Origin of the sequence: Streptomyces sp. NBC_01363, from assembly GCF_026340595.1 — a bacterium.
Taxonomy (GTDB): domain Bacteria; phylum Actinomycetota; class Actinomycetes; order Streptomycetales; family Streptomycetaceae; genus Streptomyces.
The window spans coordinates 4912060-4935102 of sequence record NZ_JAPEPF010000001.1; the positions used below are offsets into that span (position 1 = coordinate 4912060).

General features: G+C 69.4%; 17 protein-coding genes and 2 pseudogenes. 9 read left to right on the forward strand and 10 right to left on the reverse strand.

Annotation, left to right across the window (positions count from 1 at the left end):
• Nucleotides 1–200 precede the first annotated feature (200 nt).
• Entirely contained in the window at nt 201–3152 is a 2952-nt protein-coding gene (locus tag OG611_RS22285) for an FAD-binding and (Fe-S)-binding domain-containing protein (protein WP_266422929.1), read from the reverse strand.
• A gap of 85 nt (nt 3153–3237) precedes the next feature.
• Nucleotides 3238–3681, reverse strand: coding sequence for a MarR family winged helix-turn-helix transcriptional regulator (locus OG611_RS22290; protein WP_266422932.1), 444 nt, complete (start codon nt 3679–3681; stop codon nt 3238–3240).
• A gap of 148 nt (nt 3682–3829) precedes the next feature.
• On the opposite strand from OG611_RS22290, the gene OG611_RS22295 reads away from it, so the two are divergent.
• Both OG611_RS22295 and mltG read left to right on the forward strand, forming a co-directional pair.
• Nucleotides 3830–5635, forward strand: a complete 1806-nt coding sequence (locus OG611_RS22295; RefSeq protein WP_266422935.1) for an ABC transporter ATP-binding protein — start codon at nt 3830–3832, stop codon at nt 5633–5635.
• 386 nt (nt 5636–6021) lie between these two features.
• Nucleotides 6022–6870, forward strand: a complete 849-nt coding sequence (gene mltG / locus OG611_RS22300) for an endolytic transglycosylase MltG (RefSeq protein WP_266422938.1) — start codon at nt 6022–6024, stop codon at nt 6868–6870.
• 12 nt (nt 6871–6882) lie between these two features.
• Here mltG and OG611_RS22305 read toward each other — a convergent pair whose 3' ends face one another.
• The 6 genes from OG611_RS22305 to OG611_RS40910 form a co-directional block, all read right to left on the reverse strand.
• A complete protein-coding gene (locus OG611_RS22305) occupies nt 6883–8007 on the reverse strand; it encodes an NAD(P)-binding domain-containing protein (protein ID WP_266422941.1) in 1125 nt (374 codons plus the stop codon).
• A 146-nt stretch (nt 8008–8153) separates the two neighbouring features.
• Complete coding sequence (locus tag OG611_RS22310) at nt 8154–9350, reverse strand: LLM class flavin-dependent oxidoreductase (protein WP_266422943.1); 1197 nt, start codon at nt 9348–9350, stop codon at nt 8154–8156.
• Nucleotides 9347–10375 carry an ABC transporter substrate-binding protein gene (locus OG611_RS22315; RefSeq protein ID WP_266422946.1) on the reverse strand — a complete coding sequence of 343 codons (1029 nt, stop codon included), beginning with the start codon at nt 10373–10375 and terminating at the stop codon, nt 9347–9349. The genes OG611_RS22310 and OG611_RS22315 overlap by 4 nt, the downstream gene beginning before the upstream one ends.
• Nucleotides 10376–10475: 100 nt before the next feature.
• Nucleotides 10476–11249 carry an ABC transporter ATP-binding protein gene (locus OG611_RS22320; RefSeq protein ID WP_266422949.1) on the reverse strand — a complete coding sequence of 258 codons (774 nt, stop codon included), beginning with the start codon at nt 11247–11249 and terminating at the stop codon, nt 10476–10478.
• Complete coding sequence (locus tag OG611_RS22325; RefSeq protein WP_266422951.1) at nt 11222–12115, reverse strand: ABC transporter permease; 894 nt, start codon at nt 12113–12115, stop codon at nt 11222–11224. The genes OG611_RS22320 and OG611_RS22325 overlap by 28 nt, the downstream gene beginning before the upstream one ends.
• A 206-nt stretch (nt 12116–12321) precedes the next feature.
• Entirely contained in the window at nt 12322–12405 is an 84-nt protein-coding gene (locus OG611_RS40910; protein ID WP_350692898.1) for a putative leader peptide, read from the reverse strand.
• Between the two features lie 92 nt (nt 12406–12497).
• Here OG611_RS40910 and OG611_RS22335 point away from each other — a divergent pair, with 92 nt between their 5' ends.
• The 7 genes from OG611_RS22335 to OG611_RS22365 all read left to right on the forward strand — a co-directional run bounded on the left by OG611_RS22335 (nt 12498) and on the right by OG611_RS22365 (nt 22410).
• Nucleotides 12498–12920, forward strand: a complete 423-nt coding sequence (locus OG611_RS22335; RefSeq protein ID WP_266422957.1) for a secondary thiamine-phosphate synthase enzyme YjbQ — start codon at nt 12498–12500, stop codon at nt 12918–12920.
• Between the two features lie 188 nt (nt 12921–13108).
• On the forward strand, nt 13109–13489 hold the full coding sequence (locus OG611_RS22340) for a recombinase family protein (protein WP_266422959.1): 381 nt from the start codon (nt 13109–13111) through the stop codon (nt 13487–13489).
• A 545-nt stretch (nt 13490–14034) separates the two neighbouring features.
• On the forward strand, nt 14035–15063 hold the full coding sequence (locus OG611_RS22345) for a helix-turn-helix domain-containing protein (RefSeq protein ID WP_266422962.1): 1029 nt from the start codon (nt 14035–14037) through the stop codon (nt 15061–15063).
• 606 nt (nt 15064–15669) lie between these two features.
• Complete coding sequence (locus tag OG611_RS22350) at nt 15670–19059, forward strand: S8 family serine peptidase (RefSeq protein ID WP_266422965.1); 3390 nt, start codon at nt 15670–15672, stop codon at nt 19057–19059.
• A 408-nt stretch (nt 19060–19467) separates the two neighbouring features.
• On the forward strand, nt 19468–19998 hold the full coding sequence (locus tag OG611_RS22355) for a hypothetical protein (RefSeq protein WP_266422968.1): 531 nt from the start codon (nt 19468–19470) through the stop codon (nt 19996–19998).
• 44 nt (nt 19999–20042) lie between these two features.
• The gene (locus OG611_RS22360) at nt 20043–21056 is read left to right on the forward strand and encodes a hypothetical protein (protein ID WP_266422971.1); all 1014 of its coding nucleotides are present in this window, start codon (nt 20043–20045) and stop codon (nt 21054–21056) included.
• A 19-nt stretch (nt 21057–21075) separates the two neighbouring features.
• Nucleotides 21076–22410, forward strand: a complete 1335-nt coding sequence (locus tag OG611_RS22365; RefSeq protein ID WP_266422973.1) for a Dyp-type peroxidase — start codon at nt 21076–21078, stop codon at nt 22408–22410.
• A 19-nt stretch (nt 22411–22429) separates the two neighbouring features.
• Here OG611_RS22365 and OG611_RS22370 read toward each other — a convergent pair.
• Together OG611_RS22370 and OG611_RS22375 are read right to left on the reverse strand one after the other, a co-directional pair.
• Nucleotides 22430–22537: pseudogene (locus OG611_RS22370) on the reverse strand (IS481 family transposase); the annotation flags it as partial.
• Between the two features lie 148 nt (nt 22538–22685).
• A pseudogene (locus OG611_RS22375) lies at nt 22686–23015 on the reverse strand (hypothetical protein); the annotation flags it as partial.
• Nucleotides 23016–23043: the final 28 nt, after the last annotated feature.

A 23043-nucleotide genomic window follows, 5' to 3' on the forward strand; every position in this document is an offset into this window, starting at 1 on the left:
AGGGGGTCTGACGTGCGCGGCTGGTAATGAACCTCGGTAAGGACCTTGGTAGTTGGGTCTGTTGTTGCGCAAGGGGAGTGATTGGACTCCTGTTCCGAAACCATGGACTTTTGTGCACACGCAAAAATGCCGGGCGGGCTCGAACGCGTCGAGCCCGCCCGGCTGTCCAGGCGACTACGGGGACCGAACGGCCCAGGTGATCAGCGCACAACCGCTCCTGGCCGGGTGGCCCGTTCCAATTCCATCAGCACCGAGTAGTACGAATGCCCCGTGGCCCTGTCCATGCCGATCTCGCACATGCGGTTGGCCGAGAGATAGGCGTCGTACGCGCGCCCGTTCACCTCGGCGGCCTCCTTCGCCGTCGCCGAGGCCGTCAACTCCTTGTGCAGCATGCCCCGGTCGCCCGCGAAGGCGCAGCACCCGGCGTCGTCAGGGATCACGACCTCCTCGGCGCAGGCCTCCGCGACCGTACGCAACTGCTCCACGTCGTCCAGATGCTGCATGGAGCATGTCGGATGCAGGACCGCCGAACCGGTCTTCCGGAGGACCGTCAGCTCCGGAAGCAGCTCGTCGGCCGCCCAGACCAGGGAGTCGACGATGGTCAGCTCCCGGTGCAACTCCCGGTTGTCGTCGGTGAGATACGGCACCACCTCATGGGCGATGCCCAGGGTGCACGACGAGGCGTCCACGACCAGCGGGAGCTTTCCGCCGGCCGTCCAGCCCCAGGCCGCCTCCACGATGCGGTTGGCCATCACGGCGTTTCCCTCGTCGTACCCCTTGGAGTGCCAGATCGTCGCGCAGCAGGTCCCCGCGACATCGTCCGGGATCCAAACCGGCTTTCCGGCGCGGGCGGAGACGGCGACGACGGCCTGCGGCAGCGACGGACCGTGGTGGCCCTCGGGGCCGCCGAAGATCCGGTTCACACACGCCGGGTAGTAGACGGCGCTCGCCCCGACGCGGGAGGTCCTGGGCAGCTTCCGGGCGGCGGCGCCGGGAATCTCGGGCAGCCACTCCGGCACCAGATCGGGGCGCACGGCCTTGCGGGCGAGCGCGGTGATGGTCTCCAGCGGTCCGTCGCCGAGCCGGTCGCCGATCCGGTCGGCTGCGGCCACCGCGAGCCGCGCCGCCGCCTCCACCGCCTTGAAGTTCTTCGCCGTGAGCGCCGCGATCCGCTCCTCGCGCGGCGAGTGGCGCCGGTGGCGGAAGTCCTTCATCATCGCGCCGGTGTCGATGCCCACCGGGCAGGCGAGCTTGCACGTCGAGTCGCCCGCACAGGTGTCGACGGCGTCATAGCCGTAGGCGTCGAGCAGCTGCGTCTCCACCGGGGAGCCGCCCGGCTGCCGCATCATCTCCCGGCGCAGCACGATCCGCTGGCGCGGGGACGTGGTCAGATCATGGCTGGGACAGGTGGGCTCGCAGAAGCCGCACTCGATGCAGGGATCGGCGACCGCCTCGACCTCGGGAATGGTCTTCAGTCCGCGCAGATGGGCCTTCGGGTCGCGGTCGAGGACGATCCGGGGGGCCAGGACGCCGTCGGGGTCGATGATCTGCTTGGTGCGCCACATCAGCGCGGTCGCCTTCGGGCCCCACTCCAGCTCCAGGAAGGGGGCGATATTGCGGCCGGTGGCGTGCTCGGCCTTCAAGGAGCCGTCGAAGCGCTCCACCGTCAGCCGGCAGAAGTCGTCCATGAACGCGGCGTAGCGGTCGACGTCGGACGGCTTCGCCGCGTCGAAGGCGAGCAGGAAGTGCAGGTTGCCGTGGGCCGCGTGGCCCGCCACGGCGGCGTCGAAACCGTGCTCCGCCTGGAGCCGGAGCAGGGCCTCGCAGGCTTCCGCCAGCCGGGAGGGCGGCACCGCGAAGTCCTCCGTGATCAGCGTCGTCCCCGAGGGCCGGGAGCCGCCGACCGCGGTGACGAATGCCTTGCGGGCCTTCCAGTAGCCGGAGATGGCCTTGGCGTCGCGGGTGAACCCATTGGTCACCGAGGGGACGGGCGAGACCAGGTCGAGCTCCTCGACGACGGCCGCCGCCGCCCGCTCGTACGCCTCCTGGCCGAGCTCGTCCGGGGCCCGGAACTCCACCAGCAGCGCCGCGGTCTCCTTGGGCAGTTCGGCCCAGTCCGCGGGCACGCCCTGGACCCTCACCGACGCGCGCAGCGTATTGCCGTCCATCAGCTCGACGGCAATCGCCCCGGCCTCGTTGAAGCGGGGCACGGCGGCCGCCGCCGCGGTCAGGGACGGGAAGAACAGCAGGGCCGTGGAGATCCGGCGGTCCAGCGGCAGCGTGTCGAAGACGACCTCGGAGATGAAGCCGAAGGTGCCCTCGGAGCCGACCATCAGACCGCGCAGGATCTGGACCGGCGTCGAGCCGTCCAGGAAGGCGTCGAGGCGGTAGCCGTTGGTGTTCTTGATCTCGTACTTGGCGCGGATCCGGGCGGTGAGCTCGGCGTCCGCCTCGATCTCCGCCTTCAGGGCCAGCAGCCCTTCGCACAGCCGTGGCTCGGCGCGGGCGAGGTCCTCGTCCGCGGCCGGATCGGCCGTGTCGACGACGGTGCCGCTCGGCAGCACGAAGGTGAGGGAGGAGACCGTGCGGTACGAATTGCGGGTCGTGCCCGCCGTCATTCCCGAGGCGTTGTTGGCGACGACCCCGCCGATCGTGCAGGCGATCGCGCTGGCCGGGTCGGGGCCCAGCAGCCGGCCGTGCCGGGCGAGGGCGGCATTGGCCCGCACGACGGTCGTACCCGGCCGGATGCGGGCCCGCGCACCGTCGTCCAGGACCTCGATGCCCGCCCAGTGGTGGCGCACGTCGACCAGGATGTCCTCGCCCTGGGCCTGGCCGTTCAGACTGGTGCCGGCCGCCCGGAAGACGACCTCACGGCCCCTTCCGTGCGCGTACGACAGGACCGCCGAGATTTCGTCGATGTCCTCCGGGACCACGACGACCTGGGGGACGAAGCGGTAGGGGCTGGCGTCGGAGGCGTACTTCACCAGGTCGGAGACCTTCCAGAGCACCTTCCCCGGACCGAGCAGGGCGATCAGGTCGCCGCGCAGCGGTTCGGGCGTGCCCGGAGCCTGCCGGTCGGGGACCCGGTCCACGGACGGCGTCCGCACCGCTTCGGGGCGGAGTGCTTCCGGCTTCGGCTCCAGCAGTGGCATGTCGAGGTCTCCTCGGCGGTTCGGTTCGGTACCACGGCGGCGGACGCGCGTCACCCGGCGGGCGCAGGCGTGTCCGTGCGGTGTTCTAACAGCGGCGCTCCGGCATTCCGTTCACCAGAGCGGACAGCAGTCCGCCGAGCACCTCGCGCTGATCGGCGGTCAGTGGGGCCAGGATCTCCTCCGCGGCGGCGCGGCGCGCGTCGCGCAGCGACCGGAGGGTGGCGAGGCCCTCGTCGGTGATCTCGATGCGGACCACCCGGCGGCTGTCCGGATCGGGGGCGCGACGCACCCGTCCGCTCGCCTCCAGGCCGTCGACCAGGGTGGTCACGGCGCGCGGGACGACGTCCAGGCGCTGCGCGAGATCGGCCATCCGGGGCGGGCCGTCGTAATGCGCGACGGTGCGGAGCAGCCGGAACTGTGCGGGAGTGATACCCATCGGCTCCAGCTGGCGGCTCTGGATCCGCTGGAGCCTGCGGGTCACCCGCAGCAGCTGCTCGGCGAGCACGCCGTCGGCGTCGGAGGAGTCCATGGAGGGAACAATATCAGGACCCCGTTCATTGTGAGTATAGGTAACAATGAGCTAGGCTCTCAAAAGTCCGTTCGCTGCGAGCCCCCGCTCGAAGTCCTGCCCGACCCCCGCTCGAGTCGCAGCCACCGCACGCCCGACGAAGGAGCCCATGAAACCCGACGAAATCAACTGGACACCCCCACCGAAGGGCGCGAGCCGTCCGCCCGCCGAGGTGCGCCGCATCCTGCGCCTCTTCCGTCCCTACCGGGGCCGACTCGCACTGGTCGGGCTGTTCGTCGGCGCCTCGTCGCTGGTGTCGGTCGCCTCGCCTTTCCTGCTGCGCGAGATCCTGGACACGGCCATCCCCCAGGGGCGCACGGGACTGCTGTCGCTGCTCGCCCTCGGCATGATTCTCACCGCCGTGATGAACAGCGTCTTCGGTGTCCTGCAGACCCTGATCTCCACCACGGTCGGCCAGCGCGTCATGCACGACCTGCGCACCGCCGTCTACGCCCAGTTGCAGCGGATGCCGCTCGCCTTCTTCACCCGGACCCGTACCGGCGAGGTCCAGTCCCGCATCGCCAACGACATCGGCGGCATGCAGGCGACCGTCACCTCCACCGCGACGTCCCTGGTCTCCAACCTCACCGCGGTCATCGCCACGGTCGTCGCCATGCTGGCGCTCGACTGGCGGCTCACCCTGGTCTCGCTCCTGCTGCTGCCGGTCTTCGTCTGGATCAGCCGCCGGGTCGGCCGGGAGCGCAAGCGGATCACCACCCGGCGTCAGAAGCAGATGGCCGCCATGGCGGCGACGGTCACCGAGTCGCTCTCTGTCAGCGGCATCCTGCTCGGCCGGACGATGGGCCGCTCGGACTCCCTCACCAAGGGCTTCGCCGATGAGTCCGAGAAGCTCGTCGACCTCGAAGTGCGCTCCAGCATGGCCGGACGGTGGCGGATGTCCACGATCGGCATCGTCATGGCCGCCATGCCCGCCGTCATCTACTGGGCGGCGGGCCTCGCCCTGCAGTCCGGCGGACCCGCCATCTCCATCGGCACCCTCGTCGCCTTCGTCTCGCTCCAGCAGGGCCTCTTCCGGCCCGCCGTGAGCCTGCTCTCCACCGGCGTGGACATGCAGACGTCCCTCGCGCTCTTCCAGCGGATCTTCGAGTACCTCGACCTCGACGTGGACATCACCGAGCCCGAGAAGCCGGTCCGGTTGGAGCGGATCCGCGGCGAGGTCCGCTTCGAGGACGTCGATTTCAGCTACGACGAGAAGAGCGGTCCGACCCTCAGAGGCATCGATGTGACCGTCCCGGCCGGCGGCAGCCTGGCGGTCGTCGGACCGACCGGATCCGGCAAGTCCACGCTCAGCTATCTGGTGCCCAGGCTCTACGACGTCACCGGCGGCCGGGTCACGCTCGACGGGGTCGACGTACGCGATCTGGACTTCGACACCCTGGCAAGAGCCGTGGGAGTGGTCTCCCAGGAGACCTACCTCTTCCACGCCTCGGTCGCCGACAACCTGCGCTTCGCCAAGCCGGACGCGACCGACGCCGAAATCGAGGCGGCGGCCCGTGCGGCGCAGATCCACGACCACATCGCCTCACTGCCCGACGGCTACGACACCCTCGTCGGTGAGCGCGGCTACCGCTTCTCGGGCGGCGAGAAGCAACGCCTCGCCATCGCCCGCACGATTCTGCGCGACCCGCCCGTCCTGGTGCTCGACGAGGCGACGAGCGCCCTCGACACCCGTACGGAATTCGCCGTGCAGGAAGCGATCGACGCGCTCTCCGAGGGGCGCACCACCATCACCATCGCGCACCGGCTCTCCACTGTCCGCGACGCCGACCAGATCGTCGTCCTGGACGACGGCCGGACCGCCGAGCGCGGCAGCCACGAGGAACTGCTCCAGCAGGACGGCCGCTATGCCGCGCTGGTCCGACGGGACACCCAACTCGCCCCCGCGACAAGCTGATGGGCGGGGTCGGGTGTACCCCCGCCGAGGCCGAACACGCGGCGACGCCGCCGCTCCCGTGGGACGGGGAGCGACGGCGCCGGGCGGAGCAATGGTCAGACGAGCCAACCCACGAAGTGGATGATGCCGGCGAGCAGGTTGGTGATGACGTTCATTCGGTGTTTCTCCTTGTACGTGGTGCATAAGTGGGACAGCACAGTCGCGGTCTGCAGCCCGTCGCTTGCGCCCTGTAATCATCCTGTGCCGCAGGGGAGTTGAGCAACGAATAGCGGAACGATCACGCGTTCGGGGGAACATCCGATCCCTTGTTCGCGTGTTCCCTTCATGGGGTGCGGGAGCTGTGTCGTCACGGGCCGTGGTTCCGGAGGGCGGGATAGCGTGCCCGCATGGTGAACGAGTCCCCGGACACCCCGCCCCGTCGCACGTTCCGCCCGACCCGGCGCGGCCGTCTGGCGCTGATCATCGGCATCGTGCTCGTCCTGGTCGTGGCAGCGGCCGTGCTCGTGCCACTGCTGACGAGGGGGCCGAAGGTCGAGCAGGCCCGCTCGCTCGTGATTCCCGAGGGGTGGCGGGCATCCCAGGTGTACGCGGCCGTCGACAAGGCCCTCGCGGTCGAGCCGGGAACCACCGGGAAGGCCGCCGGTACGGCGGACCTTCCGCTTCCGGCCGAGGCGAAGGGCGACCCCGAGGGCTACCTCTTCCCGGCGACGTACCCCGTCACCTCCGACACGACCCCGCAGGGCCTGCTCAGGTACATGGTCGACACCGCGGTCGAACGGTTCGGCGCGGACCACATCGCCGCGGGCGCGCGGCGCAACGGCGTCTCGGTGTACCGGACGGTGACGATCGCCAGCATCGTGCAGGCCGAGGCGGACACCGGGGCCGACATGGGCAAGGTCGCCAGAGTCGTCTACAACCGGCTGGCCCGGGGCATGCCGCTCCAGATGGACTCCACGCTCAACTACGCGCTGAACCGCAGCACCCTGCACACCACCGAGGGCGACACGAAGATCGACAGCCCGTACAACAGCTATGAGCGCAAGGGGCTGCCGCCCACACCCATCGGGAACCCGGGGGAGCAGGCGATGACGGCGGCGATCAACCCCACTCCCGGAGCATGGCTGTACTTCGTCACGGTCGCGCCGGGGGACACCCGCTTCACCAGCAGCTACACCGAACAGCAGAGGAACGTGGCGGAGTTCAACCGCAACCGCCGCAGCGCGTCCACCGGCTGAGCGCCCGCGCCGTCACACCATGGCGGGCGCGAGCGCCTCATCGGCCTCCGCCACCGGATCCTTGCCGTCCAGCAGCCGGCCGATCGCGCGCACCGCCGCCCGCCCGGCCCGGTTGGCGCCGATCGTGCTGGCGGACGGCCCGTACCCGACGAGATGGACGCGCGCGTCCCGTACCGCCCGAGTGCCCTCGATCCGGATGCCGCCGCCCGGCTCGCGCAGCTTCAGCGGCGCGAGATGGTCGATGGCGGCCCGGAAGCCGGTGGCCCAGAGGATGACATCCGCCTCGACCGTCCGGCCGTCGTCCCAGGCGACCCCGGCGGGCGTGATCCGGTCGAACATCGGCAGCCGGTCCAGCACCCCCGTCTCGCGGGCGTGCCGCACCGCGTCCGTGAGCGGCAGCCCGGTCACGCTCACCACACTCTGCGGCGGCAGCCCGCGCCGCACCCGCTCCTCCACCATCGCCACCGCGGCCCGCCCCCGGTCCGCGTCGAAGGGGCCATCGCGGAAGACCGGCGGCCGACGCGTCACCCAGTAGGTCTCGGCCGCCACCTCGGCGATCTCCATCAGATGCTGCGTACCGGAAGAGCCGCCGCCGACCACCACCACGCGCTGTCCGGCGAACTCGGCCGGACCTGGGTAGTTCGCGGTGTGCAGCTGGCGCCCCCGGAAGCTCTCCTGCCCCGGGTAGCGTGGCCAGAACGGCCGGTCCCAGGTGCCGGTGGCGTTGATCAGGGCACGGGTGGCGTACGTACCCTCGGAGGTCTCGACGAGCAGCCGTCCGTCGGTGCCCTCACGTACCGCGCTCACCTCGACGGGGCGGTGAACCCGCAGGTCGAAGGCGCGCTCGTACCGGGCGAAGTACTCACCGATCACCTCGGCGGAGGGCCGGCTGTCGTCCGCTCCGGTGAGCTCCATGCCGGGCAGTGCGTGCATGCCGTGGACCTTGCCGTACGTCAGCGAGGGCCAGCGGAACTGCCAGGCGCCGCCGGGGCGCGGGGCATGGTCCAGTACGACGAAGTCGCGATCGGGCTCCAGGCCGGTGCGGTGCAGATGGTAGGCGCCGGACAGTCCGGCCTGTCCGGCGCCGATCACGACGACATCGACCCTGCGTGCTGCGGCCACCCCTAGGTTGTTCACGCTTCTACCAACTGTGCGGGGCGTGAGGATCTTCCCCGATCGACCGCGGTTCTTCCGGGCCGTCCCGTTCCCGCTGGTCCGTTCCCACCGGCCCACCGGCTCGACGACGCATCGGCCACCGGCCCGCCGGCGTCGGCGTTCCTCCCTCAGCGGCCCCCGGCGACCAGCAGCGGTGCCCCGCCCGGCGCGGACGCCGGTCGGCCGTTCGCGGCAGGAACCCCGAGCAGCGGTGACGCGGGTACGGTCGACAGCAGGCCGCGTGCCGCCAGCTCGGGTGTGACGCCCTCGCCGAACCAGTACGCCTCCTCCAGATGCGGGTATCCGGACAGCACGAAGTGCTCCACACCCAGCGCGTGGTACTCCTCGATCCGGTCGGCGACCTCCTTATGACTGCCGACCAGCGCGGTGCCCGCACCACCCCGCACCAGACCGACGCCCGCCCAGAGGTTCGGCGAGATCTCCAGCTTTTCGCGCGAACCGCGGTGCAGCGCCAGCATCCGCTGCTGCCCGACCGACTCGCTCCGCCCCAGTGCCTGCTGGGCGGCGGCGATCGTCTCGGGATCGAGATCGCCCAGCAGCCGGTCGGCCGTCGCCCACGCCTCGCGCGAGATGGTGTGCAGCCGGATGCCGAAGCGCACCGTACGTCCCTGCTCCTCGGCCAGGCCGCGGATCCAGTCGATCTTCTCCTCCACCGCGGCCGGCGGCTCGCCCCAGGTCAGATAGACATCGGCATGCGCGGCGGCCACCGGGCCGGCCGCCGCCGACGACCCGCCGAAGAAGATGTCCGGCAGCGGGTCCGGCGGCAGCGCGGTCAGTCCGCCCTCCACCTGGTAGTGCTCACCGTCGAAGTCGAAGGGCCGCCCGCTCCACGCGCCCCGGACCACCGACAGGAACTCCGCCGTCCGTGCGTAGCGCCGGTCGTGGTCCAGATGGTCACCGAACCGCCGCTGCTCCGTGGAGTCGCCACCCGTGACGACATTGAGCAGCAGCCGTCCCCGAGTGATCCGCTGATAGGTCGCCGCCATCTGCGCGGCGAGCACCGGCGAGATCACTCCCGGCCGGAACGCCACCAGGAACTTCAGCCGTTCGGTGTGCTGGGCCAGCGCCACCGTCGTCAGCCAGGCGTCCTCGCACCAGGTCCCGGTGGGCGTCAGCACGGCTTCGAAGCCCAGCTGCTCGGCGGCCTTGGCGATCTGCGCCAGATACTCGATGTCGGGCGCGCGCACCCCGCTCACCGGGGTGATCCGGTCCCGCCCGATCCCGCCGTCGGTGTACGCGTGCCGGTCGACGAGCGTGCGCCCGTCACCACCGGTGGGCAGGAACCAGTGCAGATGAACATTCACGACGAGGCCTTTCCGTACGAGCGGGGAGCGGTGGAGGACGGGGGCAGATCGCGGTTGAACCGGGTGTCGACGTAGTCCTTGAAGGAGAAGCGCCGCGGAATGAGCTTCAGATCGGCGAAGGTGTCGGCGATGGCCTGTTCGGAGGCGATCGCGGCGGGATCGACGGCAACGGACACGCGGGTCCCGGAACTCCGCCTGACCGCGTCCAGGGCCACCTCGTAGGGCAGTCCGGTCTCCTTCGACCACACGTTCGCCCATGCCTCCGGATGCCTGAACACCCAGGTCTGTGCCCGCTGCAGACGCAGCAGCAGGTCTCCGATCGCCTTGGACTTCTCGGTGTCCTTGAGCGCGTCCGGCGAGGCCACCTGGAAGCTGAGGCCGTTCACGACGCCCTGCCCGGTGGTCAGTACGCGGGATTTCGTGCTGCGGAGCACCTGCGAGGTGTACGGATCCCAGATGGCCCAGGCATCGACCTTGCCCCGGCTGAACGCGGCCAGCGCGTCCGCCGGCTGAAGGAATCTCAGCCGCACGTCCCCGATGCCGAGCCCGGCCTTCTTCAGTGAGGCAATCAGCTGGTAGTGGGCCGAGCTGCCCTGCGCCACCGCGATCGACCTGCCCCTGAGCTGCTTCGGGGACTTCAACGGCGAGTCTTCGGGGACGACGATCGCCTCGCCGGTGGACGAGCCGTGGGCGGCGCCCACCACGACGATCCTGCAATCGGAACCCGCCGCGAACACCGGCGGCGTATTGCCGACGCCCCCGATGTCCACGGCCTTTGCATTGACCGCCTCCAGCAGGGGCGGGCCCGAGGTGAAGGTCGACCACTTGATGCGGTAGCTGAGATCGTCCAGTTCACCGGAGGCCCGAAGGATGGCTTCGTAACCACCTTTCTGGTCACCGACGTCGAGGGTGACGCCGCCCTTCCCGTCGGTGTTGCCGGTGGTGGAGGCGGACGTGGCCCCGCCGCAGGCGGTCACCAACAAGGTGAGGGGCAGAAGGAGGGCGGGCAGGGCGCGGTTTCTCATCGGTCTACCTTTCGTCGTGCGTATCGAGAGACGGGAGGCGAGAGGCGGGAGGGGACGGCGGGGCATCGGGGCGCCGGCCGGTGGGCCGACAGCCCCCGCCTCAGGCGGCCTCGACGCTCTCGACGGCATCGCCCGCGACACCCAGCTCGGTCAGCAGCCGGGAGCGCAGCGCGGCGAATCCGGGACTGCTCACGCCGCGCGGCCGGTCCAGGGGGACCGGCGTCTCGTATGCGATGGCACCGTCCCGCATCACCAGCGCGCGGTCGGCCAGCAGCAGCGCCTCGTCCACATCGTGGGTGACCAGCAGCACGGCACAGCCACGCCGCTGCCAGAGCTCGGCCACCAGCCGCTGCGCCCTGATGCGGGTCAACGCGTCCAGCGCGCCGAACGGCTCGTCGAGCAGCAGCAGATCCGGCTCACGCACCAGGGCACGGGCCAGCGAAGCGCGCTGTGCTTCACCCCCGGAGAGCGTCTTGGGCCACGCCCCGGACCGCTCACCGAGCCCGACCTCCTCCAACACCCGCTCTGCGACAGCCCGTTCGGGCTTGCCGGGAAGCCCCAGCAGCACATTGCGCCAGACCCGCTTCCACGGCATGAGCCGGGGCGACTGAAAGGCGACCGCCCGCCGCTTCGGCACGAGCACCGTGCCCTCGATCTCACGGTCCAGCCCGGCGAGCACCCGGAGCAGTGTCGATTTGCCGCAGCCACTGCGCCCGAGCAGTGCGGTGAACTCCCCGGCGCGCAGGGTGAGATCGAGCCCGTCGACGACGGCCCTGCCGCCGAAGGAACGGGTCAGCCCCTCGACCCGAACGGCCGTCCCGGCAGGGTCGGCCGGAGCGGCGGGGCTCACTGGCCCGTGAAGGTCGGTCGCCATTGCAGCAGCAGCCTTTCGAGTATGCGGACGACGACATCGGCGGTGAGGCCGAGGAAGGCGTAGACGGCCAGACAGACGACGATGACATCGGTACGGAAGAACTCCCGGGCCTGGTTCATCAGGAAGCCGATCCCGGCATCGGCGTTGACGGACTCGCCGAAGACCAGGGCCAGCCATGCGGTGGCGAGCGAGTAACGCAGCCCGGTCATGGCTCCGGGCAGCGCGCCCGGCAGCACCACATGCCGGATCAGTCCCCACCGGCCGAGCCCCAACGACTCACCGGCCTCGATGAGTTGGGCGTCGACCCCGCGAATGCCCGCGTACACGTTGAGATACAGATGGAAGGCAACCCCGAGCGCGATGAGCGCCACCTTCGGGGCCTCGCCGATCCCCAGCCAGATGATGAAGAGTGGGATCAGCCCGACCCAGGGAACGGTGCGCAGCATCTGCACGCTCGCGTCCACCAGATCCTCGCCGAGCCGCGAGAGCCCGGAGACCAGCGCGAGAGCCGTACCGACGACACCCCCGAGCACCAGCCCGACAGTGACCCGCTGCAGCGAGATCCCCATCGCCGACGGCAGCGTCCCGTCGGCGATCAGATCCGATCCGGCGCGGGCGATGGTGCCGGGCGAAGCGAGCACACCGGCGTGCAGCACGCCGGTGGCACTGAGCACCTGCCACAGCGCGAGCAACAGCAGCGGCCCGACGGCGCGCCGGAGCCAACGGGGCACGGCACGCAGCCGCACCTCCTGCGCGGAGGCCGGAACGATGGGCTCCAGATCGAGCGACCGAGGAGCGAAAGGAACAGTATTCTTTCCGGATTCTGATGATATATCCGGTGGTGCTAGGGCATGGCCGATGGTCATGAGTGCTCCATGAGCAGTCCACGGGCAAGGGAGGCGCGCCGCGACGACGCGTACGCGAACCACTGCCGCCGTTACGGCACGGGGATCACGAGGCGCGGTGGACGGGGCGGGGTGCGCCGGAGCGCGTACGCGCAGTCGCGTACGGCGGCGAGAACGGGCGGCCGGAGCGCCCGGTCACCGGCGACGAAGGAGGCGCTGAAGGAACGTCAGCAGCCGCGACGACACGCGGCGGAGGCCACCCGCAGCAGGTCGATGTGACCGCGCGAAGTGAGCAGAGCTGAACGGAACATGGCGCTGAACGTAGCGATCCATGGCTGAAACGGTCAATGGTGTCTCGGCAAGTGGACGCGCGATCTCGCCGCGCGGGCGCGAAGATGGACGCATGCCCCATGCCTTCGCCACCAGCGTTCTGCACATCGCCACCGGAACGACGGAGACCGTCACCGATCTGACGTCCGACTGCGAGCAGTTCCTCACCCGGAACGCCGCCTCCAGGGACGGTCTCCTCAACCTCTTCGTACCGCACGCGACCGCCGGCATCGCCATCCTGGAAACCGGATCCGGCAGCGACGACGACCTCCTGGCCACCCTCCACACCCTGCTGCCCGCCGACGGCCGCTGGCAGCACCGCCACGGCAGCCCCGGCCACGGCCGCGACCACGTACTGCCCGCCCTCGTCCCACCGCACGCCACGCTTCCGGTGATCGGGGGCCGGCTGGAGCTGGGGACGTGGCAGTCGGTGTGCCTGGTCGACACGAACCGGGACAACCCGGAGCGTCAGGTTCGACTGAGCTTCTTGGGCTGACCAAGAACGCTCGCGGAGGTCCTGCCGCCAATTCTCCGTACTCTGCACGCTCGAACGGAGAGCGACTTGCACGGCACGGACCTGAACGTGATGGAACGACCCTACGACGGACGTGGCAAATGCCTGCTCGGCGTGCGGCGGCTGTCCCGCGTGGAGCCGGCCACGTCCTCCGCCTCGTCGCCGCTGCGGTGGACCGGCTCGGTCGCAACGTCGTCGACTGCCTGAACACTGGCTACAAGATGCGGGACGAGAAGAAACCGCTCGTGACGTACGGGTACGAAGGTCCTCGGGAACTGGACGACCCGGCCGACGAGAACCCCTTCACCGTGGAGGCCTGGGGTGCGCAGATGGAACTCCGCGCTATCCAGCGCCGGAACCGCGACGCCACAATCAAAACCCGTGCTGCTGGCCGCCCGAACGGCAATCCGTCCTACGGCTTTCAGTACGTGCGGAAGGTGATGGGCGGCAATCCCGATCGCGTCGAACTCCATCCGCACGCTGCCGAAGTCATAAGGCAGGTCGCCCGCCGCGTTCCGGCCGACCCCGACAACGTCAGCCGCTTGTCGTAGGCCGTTCGGGACGCGCCATTCGAACACCGACTATCTGCTGACGGGGATTCTCCTGTGCGGGCAGTGCCACAACCGGCTGTGTACCCGGACTGCGAAGGACGCGCCACCGCGCTACACCTGTACAGCCCGGAAAAGGGGGTGGTTTCATGCCCAGGACTTCGGCCTGCGCGACTTATCCGACCCCGTACCCTCGAGGCCGAACCTCAGCGCGCACCCGGCATGGTCCGGCGGCCGATCGGTGAGACCGTTGCGGACCGGTGGTGCGGAGCTCCGGACATACAGGCCCGCAAGGAGATTCTGCTCGACTTCCGTGTTCGGGTGACCCTCTTCCCTGCCAGCGCACCAGTCCGCTGGGTGCCCGGGTCGATTCACGAACCTGAGCAGGCCGGAGCCCGGGTGATCGGCATCCTGGCCGGGGTATCGACCAGGCAACCAGCCAATGGCGACAACCTGACAGAGGGATAGGGTTCGGCTGAGAAGAATCCGCTCGGTGCACGGGAGCTGCGCCAGGGCCGGACACGGTAGGGGGCCCGAGGAGGAGCCGGATGCTGCAGGCGCTGGGATTGGGCCCGGCCGAAGAGGCCATCTACACGGCGCTGCTGGCCCGCCCGACAGCCTCCGCGCAGGACCTCGCCCGGCAAACCGGACTCGAGAAGGCCGAGAGCGTGCGCATCCTGCTCGACCTGGCGGCGCGCGGCCTGGTGGCCCTCGCCACCGAAGCCGAGAGTGGGGCACCCGACTCGGCCGACTCCGAGGCCGGTCTTCAGCCCGCCCACTACCGGCTCACACCACCCTCGGTGGCCCTGGCCCCGCTCCTCGTCGAGCAGCGCAACGCGCTGCACCAGGCCGAGACCGCGTTCTCGATGCTGACCGAGCAGTACCGCACTACCGCCGCACACACTGCGGGCGGTGTCGTGGAGGTGGTCGTCGGCGTGGAGCAGGTCGCACACCGATTCCACCAACTGCAGTGCGGCGCCCAGCGGGAGTTGCTTGTCTTCCTCGTCGGCACGCCCATCGCGGTGCCGCGCGAGGATACCGACACGTCGGAGAGCTCCGCGCTGGACCGCGGGGTCGACTTCCGGGTCATCGCTGACAAGAACTATCTCCACGGTCACGACGTCGTGCGGGACGTGCGGGCGGCCGTCATGGCAGGCCTTGAGCTTCGGATGGTCGATTCGCTGCCGCTGAAGATGGTTGTGTCGGACCGGGAGCGCGCCATGGTGCCACTGGACATGGCGGACTCCGGCGGTGAGCCGAGCGCAATCGTGGTGCACCGCAGCGGCCTGCTGACGGCCCTGGTCCATCTCTTCGAGAAGGAATGGGCCCAGGCCCGACCGATGTACACCACTCCCACGGGCGTGCGCGCGGAGCCGGCAGCCGATCAGCAGCCGACCGAGGAGGAACTGGAGGTCCTGGCGCTGCTGTTGGCAGGGATATCCGACCGGCGGGCGGCATCCCAACTCGGTCTCTCCATACGCACCGTGGAGCGGCGGATACGCCGTCTGATGGATCTTGCCGGAGCGGAGTCGCGCCTGCAACTTGGATGGCACGCTGCACTTACGGGCTGGCTTTGACCTCCTTTTCGGCCTGGGAGCCGAGGACCTTCCATCTGTCGGTGGTCCCCCTGCGAGGGTGGCCGCCGACTCCTGGCAGGTTCCTGCTTCACCGCCGACGGGCCCGTGAACCGGGCTGGAGACATCCACCGGAGCGGCGGCACGCGCCCCCACACCCGACAGGTACCTGACCGAGTCCCTGTCGCCCCTCGGCGGCTTGGGGATGAGGAACGACATCGCGATGGCGGCGGCCATGACGACGGCACCGGCGATCACGTCGGCGATGTACTTGCTTGAGGGAGGGCGTCGGGGCGGCGGGGCGGCGGTCTCGACTGTGTACGGCACCGCGAAGCCGAGACCGGCGCCGCGGCTGAACGACTACGCGTTCAGATCCGGGCCGGAAGCCTGAGTTGTCGCGGAGGGACAGGACGACGGCCGGTGCCGGACCCGAAGATCCACCACCTGCCGGGCCCGAAGATCCACCGAGCTGACGAACCGATTGATGTGACCGTGTGACGGAATACCGCCACGTGGGAAACCCGTCACGCACGGCAACCCTAAGTGATCCGCATGTCTGCCAGGATGCAGCCGCAGCATGGCATGTTCACGGTTCAAGTAGGGAGACTCATGCATCCCATAGCGCGTATAGCCTTGGGCGCGGCGACCGCCGCCGTCCTGGCCGTCACCGCGGTCTCGCCTTCCGGGGCGGCGGATACGCCGCCTGACGGTGCCTCGGGAAAGAGGCCCGTCATCGGCAGCGGTGCCGCGGCAACGGGCGGTAAGCAGGTCGCGGTCACGCTCATCACCGGCGACAAGGTGTTGGTGACCACGGACACGTCGGGCCGCAGCTCGGCGGCCGTGCTGCCCCGCGAGGACGGCACACAGCCGATTGTGCAGACCTTTCAGATGGGCAAGGACCTCTATGTCTACCCGGAGGGCGCCTCCCGGGCGATCGCCGAGGGCAAGGTCGACGAGCAGCTGTTCAACGTCACCGGGCTGATCCGCCAGGGATACGACGACACGCACACCGACGCGCTGCCGCTCATTGCCACCTACCGGAACAGTGTGAACGTTGCCGACAGTGCGCCGGCGGCCCCTCGTGGGGCCGAGCGGGGCCTGAGCCTCCCGGCAGTGGACGGTGTCGCGCTCAAGGCCGACAAGGACACGGCCGCCACCTTCTGGCAGGACGTCACCAACACCCGCTCACGTTCTGCCTCCACGTTGAAGAAGCTGTGGCTGGACAGCAAGGTCAAGGCCACGCTGGACCGGTCCACCAAGCAGGTGCACGCGCCGGAGGCCTGGGCCGAGGGCTACGACGGCAAGGGCACCAAGGTCGCCGTGCTGGACACGGGCGTGGACGCCGAGCACCCGGACCTGGTGAGCCGGGTCGCCGCGTCCAAGAACTTCACGGACTCCGACAGCACCGCCGACCGGCAGGGACACGGCACCCACACCGCCTCCACGGTCGGCGGTTCCGGAGCGGCCAGTGACGGCCGCAAGAAGGGCGTCGCCCCCGGGACCGATCTGCTCATCGGCAAGGTCCTCAACGACAGCGGATCCGGCGCAAGCTCCTGGATCATCGCGGGTATGCAGTGGGCCGTCGACCAGCAGGCCGATGTCGTCTCCATGAGCCTGGGCAACCCCGCGATCGGCGACTGCACCGACCCGCTGGCCGAGGCCGCGAAGCAGCTCTCGCAGAACACGCACACCCTGTTCGTCGTCGCCGCCGGCAACGCCGGCTCGGGCACCGAGACCGTCTCCTCGCCCGGCTGCGCGCCCGGCGTGCTGACCGTCGGTGCTGTCGACCGTGACGACACCACCGCGTGGTTCTCCAGCCGCGGTCCGGTGGCCGTCACCCACACCCTCAAGCCCGAGATCGCCGCCCCCGGCGTCGACATCTCGGCGGCCAACGCCGGCGGACGCGGCGTCTACGCCTACCGGACGATGTCGGGCACCTCCATGGCGACCCCACACGTCGCGGGCGCAGCGGCCATCGTCCGCCAGGCCCACCCGGACTGGACCGCGCAGCAGATCAAGGCCGCCCTCGTCTCCTCCGCCCGCACCGGCGGCAAGGTCGCCGGCGCGGACCAGACCGGGGCCGGCGTCCTCGACGTGGTCGCGGCGGTGCACCAGAAGATGCTCTCCGCGCCCGCCGTCCAGGGCGGAAGTTACAACTGGCCGCAGGACAGCTCGGACCGCACCACCGTGCAGGTGCCCTTCACCAACACCAGCTCCGGCGACCTTGCCCTGAGTCTCAAGGTCAGCGGTGTGCGTGGCAACGACGGCAGCGACGTCAACTCCGGCGTCATCAAGCTGGAGCAGGGCAAGGTGACCGTTCCCGCGGGGGCCACCGTCCAGGTGCCGGTGCGGATCGACCCCACCGCCCGTCTCAAGGCCGCCCAGTACGGTGCCGTCACCGGCCGGATCATGCCCACCGGCAGCAAGGCGCACGTCTCCGTGCCGGTCACGCTCTACGTCCAGCCGGAAACGGTCACCCTCCGGGTCAAGGTCATCGACCGCAACGGCAAGCCCGCGACCGGCGCCTCCTCCCTGGACCTGGTCAGCCTCGACACCGACAAGGGCGAGCGCCGCAGCAACCAGGGTGCGACCGAGCAGATGTACAGCGTGCGGCCGGGCGACTACGCCCTCGCCGGCTTCGTGGCCACCTACGACGCGAACAACGCAGCCGAATCCATCGGCTACCTCGGGCGCCCGCAGCTGCGGATCACCCGTGACACCACCGTTGTTCTGGACGCTCGCAAGGCCCACCGGCTGAGCGTGCAGACCGACCGTCCCTCGACGGTGAGCCACACCACCTTCAGTTACGCCCGCACGTGGGACGACACCTGGCAGCTGAGCGGATCGCTCATGGCCGGCAGCGTCGTGCAGAAGTTCTACGCCTCCGTCGACGGCCGTGCTCAGAACGGCTCCTTCGAATTCCGGCCCACCTGGCGCGCGACCGGTTCCCAGGGCGGCTCGTCCTATGTCTACAACCTCTCGTTCCCGACTCAGGGCCCGCTGCAGTCCGATCGGGTCTACCAGCCGGGAGACTCCAAGCTGGCCCAGGTCACCGAGAAGTGGAGTGCCCTCGGCAAGGAGGCCGATTACACTGACGGACTGTTCATCCGTCCCTCCTGGAACAAGAACACCACTGTCACGGTGAGCCTGTTCGACCCGGTCCACGTGCCGGGTACCCGTACCGCCTACTACACGACCGGCGACGACGCCTGGATGCACGGCGCGATGTCCAGCTTCCCGTTTGCCGCGTTCATGAGCGACCAGGACCGCGTCTACCGGGCCGGAGACCGGCGTACCGAGGAGTGGTACCGCGGTCTCCTGCGTCCGGCCGCGCCGCGTGACAGTGCCGGCAAGCTGGCGCTGGCCGCCGAGCGGCAGGGCGATCTGATCGGCTTCCAGAGCGCGCTCTGGCTCGACGCCTCCGGCGATCACTGGTCCGGCGGCGCGTCGTTCGGCGACCTCGGCAACCTGTTGCTGAAGCGCAACGGTGAGGAGATCGCCAGAAGCACCTATCCGTACGACGTGTTCGAGGTGCCGGCCGAGGACTCCGCGTACGAGCTCACCCAGAACCTGTCCAAGATCGACACCTCGGACCGGAACTGGCTGCGTTCCACCGATGTCACCACCACCTGGAGCTTCCGCTCCCACTTGGAGCCGGACGTCTACTCCCGCGGCCTGCCGATCCTCTTCCCGGCGTACGACCTGCCGGTGGACGGTACGAACACCCTGCCCGCGCAGAGCGGCATCAAGGTCGGCCTGTCGGCCGAGGGTCACGCCGGGTACACCCCGGGCGTCATCACAGCGGCCTCGCTGTCGTACTCCTACGACGGCGGCACCACCTGGACGAAGGCGCCGACCGAGCAGCAGCACGGCAAGTGGACGGCCGTCCTCGACCACACCGGCGCCGCCGGCAAGCAGGTCATGCTGAAGGCCACCCTCACCGACTCCAACGGCAACGCGGTCACCCAGAACATCACCCGCGCCTACGACATCCGGTAGCCACACAGCGCGGCCGGGCAGTCCCCCGCAACAGGGGGCCTGCCCGGCCTGCTGCCCCACCGGTGATTATCAGGGCGTACTGCAACCGTGCTCGAAGAGCTGGGACGCGCTGTCCGCAAGGTCCTCGCCGAACCGGCTTCGGTGAGGAAACCGTCCATGAGGAACGGCGGGGATCGACCGCCGTGTTCCGTTCGAACATCAACCCGTAAGGCACCTTCCCTCTCGATATGGGCAAGTTTCCGGAACTGCCCTTGACCACTTCTGCGGCAGGCTCCGGCCAGGCTGCCGACGGTGCTGCCCGCACCCGCGACCGGGATCGCGACAGTGTCGCTCGCGAGGCGGATGGGCCTGCTGCGTGGGACAATCAGAGGAATTGTTCCCGGCCGACAGGTGGCGGGAGGAGCGGACATGGAGATCGAGCCGCAGGCGGCAGTCATCCCCAAGACCGACCAGCTCGAGCAGGGGAAATACGGTCCCGTCTTTCCGAAGACGCCGGCGTGTTACGGGTTCACCATCGTCGCGAAGGTCAAGCCGGGCCGGGCCGACGCGATGCGTGCCTACGGCAACACTCTGGCCAAGGCTTTGGAGGAAGACCCCCATCTTCTCGCGCCACTGAAATTGCACTACCTGCGCTGGGTGCTCTTCGACGACGACACGCGCTTCATGTATCAGGGGACCTTCGATACCGACTTCGACAAGTACACCGAGGACGCCGTCGCGCTTTTCGGAAAGGCCGGGGTGAACACGGCCTTCGAGAACCTCGAAGGATTCCCCGAGGACTGGCGGACCAACCCTGAGGCGTTCGTCAGGTTCGTGCGCGAACACCACTGCCCGAGCTTCATCGAGTACGGGGAGTACCCGTACGTGTCCGCTGATGAGATCAAGAAGGCTCTGCGGATCAAGGGTGCCCTGTCGGAGATGCTCGACCAGCTGCAGTGAGAGCGGGCTGTCGTGTGCTTGCCCCATCGCGGATCGGAGACGAGATGAGCGAGGTCAGGACCGCGCGCACCTACAACCAGAACCACATCCCGCGCGAACACACCCCTGGTCGGCGACGGGTGAGCATCTACGTCTCGTGGAGCTATCCGGCCGAGGTGGGCAGGAATCCGGCTGGGCTGGACAACCGGTTCTCCACGATGACGGAGGTCAGGCGGATGGCGTGGCCTGCCTACGAGGACCCGGAGTGGTCCGACCCGTTGCAGTTCCAGCAGAGCATCGCCGGCTCACTGGAATTGTTCTTCCGGGCCTGGGTGCCGTTTCAACAGTTCGTCGAGGAGGTCACAGGGCACCCCGTCCCGGTGTATCAGCGCATCGACCAGGCCGGATTCCGGACCCCGCTCGACGAGCGCGTACTTGCCGACACCGACACTCTCTTCGTGTTCGGGCTGGACCACATGGTCACCGGACAGGAGGCCCAGCCGGAGGAGGTTGAGGCACTGCGGGCCTTCCTCGGCAGGGAGGACGCCTGTCTGGTCCTGGGGCCTCACCATGACGTCGGGGCATCGGACGATCTGGTCGTGCGGGACGTGGAGTACCACCATCACGGCGATCCATTGGTCCCCCGCCAGCAGCGATTCGCCACCTATGTCCGAGGCTTGATGCAGGGCCTTGCGGTGCCGGTCGAGAACCGTTACGGATTGCGCCCCGCAGTGCGGGAGAAGAACAAGATCGCCCCGCTCTCCACGGTGAGGGACCTGGACGCGAAAGGGTGGCTGGAAGGGGTGACGAACTTCAACTTCCATATGCACCTGCCGCATTACGCCGTGACGACCGACGAGCCGGATGTCATCCACGTGCTGGCCAGGCAGCCGATCGACATCTCCAGGCCGCATCCGTTCACCGAGGCCGGCAACACCGAGTTCAACATGTTCCTGTGGATGCCTCCGAGCGGTGAGCGGGCCGGTGATGTGCTGCTGGCGGACTCCACGATTTTCAGTTCGCTGTTCGGCGGCGACGAAAGTCTGCGGAATTTCTGGCGGAACCTCGTTTCGAGGTAGTGCCGCAGGGAGGCGAACCGTGAGCGGACCTACGCAAGTCGCGTTGGAACTCGACGATATTCAGCGTGGGGTTCTCAGTCCTCGGCCGACTCCCTACGCGGCGACCTACCTTGTGTTCCGCGTCGATGACCGGGCGGGCGGGCGAGAGCTGATGCGGCGCGCGAGCGCAGTGGTGACCTCCGCCGCCGACTCGGCCAGCCCCCGGGGGGACACCTGGGTCAGTGTCGCGGTCTCCTGCCGCGGTCTGGAGGCCCTGGGTGTGCCGCGCGCATCACTGGACACGTTCGCCTGGGAGTTCCGGCAGGGCATGGCCGCGAGGGCCAAGACGCTGGGTGATGTGGGCGAGAGCAGCCCCGAGAACTGGGAAGCGCCGCTGGGCACGCCGGACATCCATGTGGTGCTCACGGCGGTCGCGCCCGACCCTCAACGGTTGGAGGCGGCCCTTGACCGGGCCCGCCCCGCGTACGACCGCCTTTCCGGAGTGACCGCGATCTGGCGGCAGGACTGTTACGCGCTGCCCACCGAGGCCGAGCATTTCGGCTATCGCGACGGCATCAGCCATCCAGCCGTCGAAGGAAGCGGCATCGCCGGGTCGAATCAGATGGAAGTGCCGTTGAAGGCGGGGGAGTTCGTGCTCGGCTACCGGGACGAGATCGGCGGTCTCCAGACCCCGCAGCCGGAGGTGCTGGGGCGCAACGGCAGCTACGCGGTCTTCCGCAAGCTCTACCAGGACGTCGCCGCGTTCCGGCGCTATCTGCGGGACAACGCCGCTTCTCCTGAAGACGAGGAACTGCTCGCTGCCAAGATCATGGGGCGCTGGCGCAGCGGAGCTCCCCTCGCGCTCAGTCCGCAACACGACGACGCCGCTCTCGGCGCCGACGGGCACCGCCGCAACACCTTCCTGTACGAGCGAGACGATCCGGCGGGATTCATCACGCCCGGCGGCTGCCACATCCGCCGGGCCAATCCCCGCGATGCCTCGGTGGCGGGTGAGGTGCGACTGCACCGCATGATCAGACGCGGCGCCGCCTACGGTCCGCCGCTGCCCGAGGGGGTCCTGGAGGACGACGGAGCAGACCGCGGCCTGATGTTCGCCTTCATCGGGGCCCACCTCGGGCGGCAGTTCGAGTTCGTCCAGTCGGAATGGATGAACGACGGCGTCTTCTTCGGCGCGGGCAACACCAAGGACCCCATCACCGGATCCCACGACGGAGTCACCGGCCTCACCATTCCCCGGCGGCCACTGCGACGGCGTCTCACCCCACTGCCGCGTTTCGTCGTCACCCGCGGCGGCGAGTACTGCTTCCTGCCGAGCCGGAGCGCCCTGCGCTGGCTCGGGGAGCTCCAGAACTGACAGGGCGGCCACGCCATGCCCGCGAGATGCCCATCTCGGCGGCGACGTGCGAAATCGGGCCGGTGCGGCACCGTCCAATGTGCCGCCGCCGGCCCTCGGCCGTAAGAGGTGCGTTACGGTGCGGCATGCCTGGATCCCTCTGCCTCCGGTCCCTCCGGCGGCGGATCGCCGGGTGCGCCGGCCAGGGCCCGGGACGGTCGTTTTGACGCCGAGGGCGGCTCGTACCGCCCTGAACGCCGCAGCGGAAGACAGTGCGGCATATGCAGAGCGCGCGTTCATCGGGGGATCGGCGTGGCTCCGGTCGCGGCGACGGACAGGTCCCAGAGCCGAGTGGCCTCGTCGGGGTCGATGGCGTACGCGCGGACGCCGCCGTCGTCCATGGGCTGGTCGGGGGCGGAGATGCGGGCAACGTCGCAGTCCTCCAGATAGAGCCCGCCGCGGCCGTCGAGGAGCAGGGACGTGGCGGCCCACAGGCCGGTGGCGGCGCCCTGGGCGGGGGTCTTGAAGTCGGCGCCGATCACGGCGAGCATGGGATGCCCGAAGTGGTTGGTGGTGAGCTGGCCTTCCCAGCCGGGACCGACGCGCCGCTCCATGGTCGCGGGAACCGCCATCGCCGCCGGTGACTGCCGGAGC